Below are 6,180 nucleotides of genomic sequence, written 5' to 3'. Positions count from 1 at the left end.
ATTTAACATAATGGCGCTTATGCGAAATCACTCTTAATTATTTTAATTAAATCAATCATTTGTGAATTTCACATAATCCCAAAAAACACCCAAAAGCCGACTCAGAAATAAGTCGGCTGCTTTTTAAGCATTTTTGTCACTTTTAGCCAATAAAATCGGTTAAAAAATGCTCAAAATTTCAGTTTTTCCTGATTTCTAAAGGCTCTCATTTCTGAAATTATCCCCATTTCCTGCGGACAATTCTTGGGATAATTTGAGGATATCTACATGTACGTTCTGGCGTACAGGCATTCAAGAAAATCACCAATAGGCAGACACCACCAGATTGCATATCATGGTTTCATTGAGAACAGGATGTTCCAGATAAAAATAAGAAGATCAGCGACAGGACGCGAGGGATGACAGGAGTTGACCCTAGTACCAAATACGAAAAACCCCGACAGGATGTCGGGGTTTTTTTATTGTCATTTGAATAATAATTCAATTAAGCATAAAATATAGACTGTAATCTATATTGTGGTTGTAATATGTGGACAGTCATTACAACGGATCTGTTTAACGAATGGCTTGTACAGCAAGATGAATCTACACAAGAGAAAGTACTCGCAGCGTTGGTCGTTCTACAGCAACAGGGACCAAGTTTAGGTCGGCCTTTAGTAGATACCGTCTATGACTCCAAATTTACCAACATGAAAGAGCTACGTGTTCAGCATCGAGGTAAACCACTGAGAGCCTTTTTCGCATTTGATCCTTTACGACAAGCTATTGTGCTGTGTATCGGTGATAAAGGCGGTAAAAAGCGTTTTTATAAAGAGATGTTAGATATTGCCGATCAGCAATACGAACTTCATCTTTCAACTTTAGGAGATCAATCTAATGGCTAAGACCCTACAAGAATTATTGGCTAGTCGCTCTCCAGAGAGTCAAGCTCGTATTCAACAAATGGCTGATGAATTACTGTTGGAAACTCAGCTTCACCTTATTCGTGAAGAGTTAGAGATTTCTCAAAAAGAACTAGCTGCAACCCTTGGAATCAAACAGCCTTCATTGTCAGCAATCGAAAATCGTGGTCATGACCTTAAAATTTCAACAATGAAAAAGTATGTTGAAGCAATGGGCGGAAAACTTCGTATTGATGTAGAGCTTCCAACAGGAAAACACATAGGATTCAATGTCTAATAATAAACCTTTGAAAAATAGTACTAAACTACTTGTTAACTTGGACAAGTTTATATTTTTAGTCAATGCTGCCGATAGCCTAGAAGAAATTGAAATTATTAGAGATTTATGCTGTGACTATTTTTCACGTTGTAATAGGCCAAGCTATTACACTGATATTTTCGACAATGCTTATTGGATAAAATATTACGAAATAGCTTAATCCTTCCAGATTCGCATAAGAGATTTTATGTTAAGTATAAATCTTATTTATAGGCATTTATAAGATTTATACAGTTATTTTAGCTTTGAAAACTAAAGATTTTCATCTTTAGTGTATGTGATTAATATTTGTGCATAGTTAAATAAATAATCGAGTAGAATAGTTCGTTTTTATGGTTGAGATACTAAATGATTAGGGAGGAAAAAGATCAAGAAAGTTGGAAAGACATTCATCTGGATGATATTAAAAATACTCCTTTAGAACAATTTCATCCATTTGAAGAATCAATGATTTTGAAGGCTGGTGACACTGAAGAAGAAGCTTTAGAAATTGTTTCTAAAGAATTTGAACTGGTTGATGGTATCTACTCAAGAAAAATTCTTCTTAATGCTATTCAAAGCTGGGCTATCGTTTCGATAGATAACTTAAAGCATGTGGTCGAGAAAAGAAAAGATGCTAGAGAACGATTTTCGAAATTGGCTCATCTTACATTATTGAATCCATTTGAAGTATGGAAAATAAAATACTCGGATGGTGGGTTTAGACTTGCTTTTATTGGAATATTTTCAGGTTCTAAAAACCATATTCTTCTGATTTTAAAAATAGATGCAAATAATAATGTTCTTTGGAATTTTATGCAGTGTGAGCTTAAAAAGCTCAACAAGCATAGGCTAGGTGAATTACTTTATAAGAAATAAAAAAAGGCGAGCTAACTGTTAGTTGCCCGCCTTCCGTCTCTCTTAAGGTCTCACACGACACTAATATCCAAGTATTAATGGTGTTCCTACGCAAATTATAGCTCTTGGAAGCAATTTGTTTCGCGCTTAAAAGAGACATCTAAATCAATCTGATAATCATAACACAAAAAAAGTTAAAAAATTTTGACAGCAATAAAAATTAACGTACAATGCGCTAAGCGCATTGTACGTTAATTTTTATTGCTGTCAACCACCTAAGCTTATAGATCTACCCTAAAAAATCCATATAATGAATCTCTGATTCATTATATGGATTTTTTAGGGTAGATCTTAATTTCACAATTTTTCGCCCTTTCTTATAAAATCATTTTGCCTTTCCTATAAAAGCTCTCTTATATTGTTATAACTTATTATTTTTATATGAGTTTATAATGAAACTAGTATCAATAACTTTAGAAAATTTTAGAGGCTATAAAGAGCCTACAACATTGTTAGTTGATAGTGCTTTTACTGGAATTACTGGAAAAAATGATGCAGGTAAATCTACTGTTTTAGAAGCATTAGATATATTTTTTGGCAATTCTAATATTGATAAAGAAGATAAGAATATTGATTCTTATGGCAGCACAAAAGTCACTTGTACTTTTGATGATTATCCAATTTTTTTAAGTTTAGATAGTGGTTCACAAACTAATTTAAAAAGTGAATATCTTTTAAATAATAATGGATTACTAGAGATTTGTAAGACTTTTGATTTTGGGACAAGTAAAGCCAGCGAGAAAATATCTTTAAAGTGTATGTATCCTTCAAATGAAGGATTAAATGATCTTATTTATTTAAAGCAAACAGAACTTAAAAAACGAGTATTAGCTAGAGGCTTAAAGTTGGAAGATGTTAGTGATTTAAGGTCAAATACATCTATTCGGCAATTTTTATATAGCTCAGAAAACCTAAATTTACTAGAACAAGAAATATTTTTAAATAAAGAAGATGCTAAAGATATTTGGATAAGTTTGGCAAAGCACTTACCTATTTATGCCTTGTTTAAGTCAGATCGTAACAGTAATGACCAAGATTCAGAAGTTCAAGACCCATTAAAGCTAGCTATTAAGCTAGCACTTTCAGATATTCAGTCACAATTAGATGAAATACAGGAACATATTCGAACAAAAGTCATAGATGTGGCTCAACGAACATTAGAAAAACTCGAAGAAATGGATGCATCTCTAGCTGAAGACCTCGTACCAGACTTTACTAAAGAGCCTGACTGGAAAAGTTTATTCAAGTTATCTCTTTCTTCAGAAAAAGGCATCGCTATCAATAAACGAGGTAGTGGCGTAAGACGTCTTATTTTATTAAATTTTTTTAGAGCAGAAGCTGAAAGAAAGATAAATGAATCGTCAGGTAATTCTATAATTTATGCTATAGAGGAGCCAGAAACCTCGCAGCACCCATCTAATCAGGAAATGCTTATAAAAGCATTAATTAAATTATCAGATTTACCTAAAGCACAGGTTATTGTTACCACGCATGTTCCTGCACTAGCAGGACTAATGCCTTTAGACAGTTTAAGATATATCTATAAAACAGAAGAAACACATCGTATAGACCATCCAAGTGATGTTTTATATGAACATATATCTACAGAGTTAGGTATCCATCCTGTTAAAGAAGTCCAAAGCAGTCAAGCAAAAGGATTTGTATTTGTAGAAGGTGTATCGGATGTTGTGTTTTTAAAACATATATTCGCAAAACTACATGAAAGCTCTTTAATACAAAGAAATTATATTGAAGATAAGAAGATTCATATTCTTATTAGTGGTGGCAGTGATAACTTGAAACATTGGGTTAATTACAAACTTATTGAATCTTTAGGAAAGCCTTGGTGCACTTTTTTTGATTCTGATAATGATGGAACCAATTGCCAGAAATACGTAAATAATCTTAAGCTTCAGCAGGAATACAATAAAAAGGGGATTCTTTTTCATTTAACACATAAAAGAGAGTGTGAAAATTACTTACATCCAAATTTAGTTTATCGTATTTCTAATGGGGAATTAAATTATGTAGTTGATCCTTATGAAGATCAAAAGGAAAAATTACAACCTTTAATCTTGCCGTATAAGACTATTAAAAAGTCACAATTAGTTGAAAAATTATGGTCACAAATGTCCTCAGAAGAAATTATTGAAGTAAGTAATTTGGAAAACGGAGGAAATGAATTTATTAACTTTATTGAAAAATTAGAAGAAAAATTTAACTTAAGAACTTTTTAGAGAGCTTTAGCTCAGTGAAGTTTTCCTAAAATTAACATAATACGCCTTATGCGTAATCATCCATATTAGTCATTTTATTTCAATAATTTACAGTGTTAAGTACAGCCTGATTCTTGGCAATCAGGCTTTTTTATGGATTTTTCACGTTCCACGTATGTTTCTTAACCAATGTTCCACGTTTTTGATTAGCCACAGTCAATAATGCCCTCACCCATTCGGCAAGAAAAAGCGACTCAGAAAGCCCCTTTTCTTCTGTTCAGGCTCTATATGTTCGGGTACTGGTATGCGTGGGTTTTCTTTTGGTTCAGCCGTAGTCAGTTTGTCATGTTCAGGCTCAGGTTTTTGATCGGTAAACGTAGTCATATTGGGTTTTGGAGCTTCTAATAAACGTTGTATAGCTTCGATTTGATTATCCTTAGCTTCTAATTGCTCTCTTTGAAAAATTTCACGTTCATGAGCAAGATCTAATTGTTTTTTTAGTATGTCTACCTGTTGTTTTAACATGTCTACTTCTGTCTCTTTTTGTACCGTAGTAGACTGTAACGTGGTTACATTACTGTTTTTATTAGATGGTTCTCCAAATACTCGTATAGCTTCTGATAAATCTATTTTACCATCACTATTTTTAGATAAATCTCCTTTATTTATACGCTTATAGATACTTTGTCTATTCATTCTATAAAGTTCAGCTAGCTCAATAACAGATAATGCTTTCATCATGTAACCTAAGTAAAAAGATGTATGCCAGTAGACATTATTTGAATATGTAACGTTACATCAATGATTTAATGATAGCCAACCTTTTTTAGAAGTGGATAGAGTTCATTAAACCTATCTTGATCTTGTAGCATTTCAGCAATTCGAACAGCAAATTGAGGATAGCTTTCTGTACCTTGAGAATATTCACTCATTTCTGGAAGCTCTGCGAGTTTATTAGCAAAGAGATACCGTTGAGCATCATTCATTTTTGAAAAAAGATCTAAGGTATTGGGATCTTTGCGAGTTTGAGAAGGTTTCTTTTCTGATTTTTTTTGCTTGAAGGAAAAAGAGAATCCATAAATAGATCGACCTTCCTTATGTTGTTCTACTTTAACAATGATGTCTGTATGTTCGTTAATTTGCTTAACTGCTGATTCTAGGACACGTCTTTTAAAAGTATCTATTCGTGGGTAGTCATCTACACCTAAGCCTAATTTTGAGCGAAAATCTGATATTTCAAATAGGGGTGTTTTTCCGACTTCTCTCCAAGCTATTAATAATTCATAAAGGCGAATAGCGTATTTACCTGTTAATTGAGTTACTTGTTTCAACTGATAGCTTGTAAATTGCTGTTCTAAGCGTGTAATTAACGGTACAACATCCATCGTAAAAGTAACTTCTAAGATCGCTGCATCATCAATGTAAGCAATATTTTGAACCCATCTTGAAATAACTTTTTTAGATTTCCCTGTTTTTTCATCAAGAGTTAGATAGCTAAATTGTCTACCAAATAGGTTAGTAACAGCCGTTTTTAATGCTTTATAAGCAGCATGTTTACTTACATTAAATCTATCCATGTAATCACTAGCATGGATTCTTAACCGTGTATTTGCATCAATTCCTGTTTTAGTTTCTCGTGCTTGTAAAATTGCAAGCAAAATAAGCCGTTGCTCAACAGTATCAAGGTTATAACTAGCATTAATTAAAGCATTATCTTTGACGACAATTTCATTTGTAGGCATTTATTACACCATTATTTTATTTGGTGTTATTACACCATTATTTACATATGGTGTAAATGGGTGACTTTTTGGTGTGGTATGGGTGACTTTTTGGTGTGGTATGG

7 protein-coding genes are annotated in these 6,180 nt (G+C 32.8%); 5 read left to right on the top strand and 2 right to left on the bottom strand.

The window, feature by feature from the left end:
* Positions 1-527: 527 nt before the first annotated feature.
* The 5 genes from C502_RS0117585 to C502_RS0117565 all read left to right on the top strand — a co-directional run bounded on the left by C502_RS0117585 (position 528) and on the right by C502_RS0117565 (position 4,355).
* Entirely contained in the window at positions 528-884 is a 357-nt protein-coding gene (locus C502_RS0117585; RefSeq protein ID WP_000269909.1) for a type II toxin-antitoxin system RelE/ParE family toxin, read from the top strand.
* Complete coding sequence (locus C502_RS0117580) at positions 877-1,179, top strand: helix-turn-helix domain-containing protein (protein WP_001140622.1); 303 nt, start codon at positions 877-879, stop codon at positions 1,177-1,179. The genes C502_RS0117585 and C502_RS0117580 overlap by 8 nt, the downstream gene beginning before the upstream one ends.
* Positions 1,172-1,381, top strand: coding sequence for a hypothetical protein (locus C502_RS0117575; RefSeq protein ID WP_018680077.1), 210 nt, complete (start codon positions 1,172-1,174; stop codon positions 1,379-1,381). Before C502_RS0117580 ends, C502_RS0117575 begins: the two co-directional genes overlap by 8 nt.
* Positions 1,382-1,569: 188 nt before the next feature.
* On the top strand, positions 1,570-2,079 hold the full coding sequence (locus C502_RS0117570) for a PBECR2 nuclease fold domain-containing protein (protein ID WP_018680076.1): 510 nt from the start codon (positions 1,570-1,572) through the stop codon (positions 2,077-2,079).
* A gap of 431 nt (positions 2,080-2,510) precedes the next feature.
* Positions 2,511-4,355 carry an AAA family ATPase gene (locus tag C502_RS0117565; RefSeq protein WP_018680075.1) on the top strand — a complete coding sequence of 615 codons (1,845 nt, stop codon included), beginning with the start codon at positions 2,511-2,513 and terminating at the stop codon, positions 4,353-4,355.
* 207 nt (positions 4,356-4,562) lie between these two features.
* Here C502_RS0117565 and C502_RS0117560 read toward each other — a convergent pair whose 3' ends face one another.
* Both C502_RS0117560 and repM read right to left on the bottom strand, forming a co-directional pair.
* Entirely contained in the window at positions 4,563-5,072 is a 510-nt protein-coding gene (locus C502_RS0117560; protein WP_018680074.1) for a plasmid replication DNA-binding protein, read from the bottom strand.
* Between the two features lie 68 nt (positions 5,073-5,140).
* Positions 5,141-6,076, bottom strand: a complete 936-nt coding sequence (repM, locus tag C502_RS0117555) for a replication initiation protein RepM (protein WP_018680073.1) — start codon at positions 6,074-6,076, stop codon at positions 5,141-5,143.
* Positions 6,077-6,180 lie beyond the last annotated feature (104 nt).

The organism is Acinetobacter tjernbergiae DSM 14971 = CIP 107465 (genome assembly GCF_000374425.1).
Taxonomy (GTDB): Bacteria; Pseudomonadota; Gammaproteobacteria; order Pseudomonadales; family Moraxellaceae; genus Acinetobacter; species Acinetobacter tjernbergiae.
This window is presented reverse-complemented; position numbering and strand designations above follow the sequence as displayed.

Excerpts from the sequence above, each read along its gene's own strand:
- C502_RS0117560 (WP_018680074.1), bottom strand. The coding sequence starts at position 5,072 with ATGAAAGCATTATCTGTTATTGAGCTAGCTGAACTTTATAGAATGAAT.
- C502_RS0117585 (WP_000269909.1), top strand. The coding sequence starts at position 528 with ATGTGGACAGTCATTACAACGGATCTGTTTAACGAATGGCTTGTACAG.
- repM (WP_018680073.1), bottom strand. The coding sequence starts at position 6,076 with ATGCCTACAAATGAAATTGTCGTCAAAGATAATGCTTTAATTAATGCT.
- C502_RS0117570 (WP_018680076.1), top strand. The coding sequence starts at position 1,570 with ATGATTAGGGAGGAAAAAGATCAAGAAAGTTGGAAAGACATTCATCTG.
- C502_RS0117575 (WP_018680077.1), top strand. The coding sequence starts at position 1,172 with ATGTCTAATAATAAACCTTTGAAAAATAGTACTAAACTACTTGTTAAC.
- C502_RS0117580 (WP_001140622.1), top strand. The coding sequence starts at position 877 with ATGGCTAAGACCCTACAAGAATTATTGGCTAGTCGCTCTCCAGAGAGT.
- C502_RS0117565 (WP_018680075.1), top strand. The coding sequence starts at position 2,511 with ATGAAACTAGTATCAATAACTTTAGAAAATTTTAGAGGCTATAAAGAG.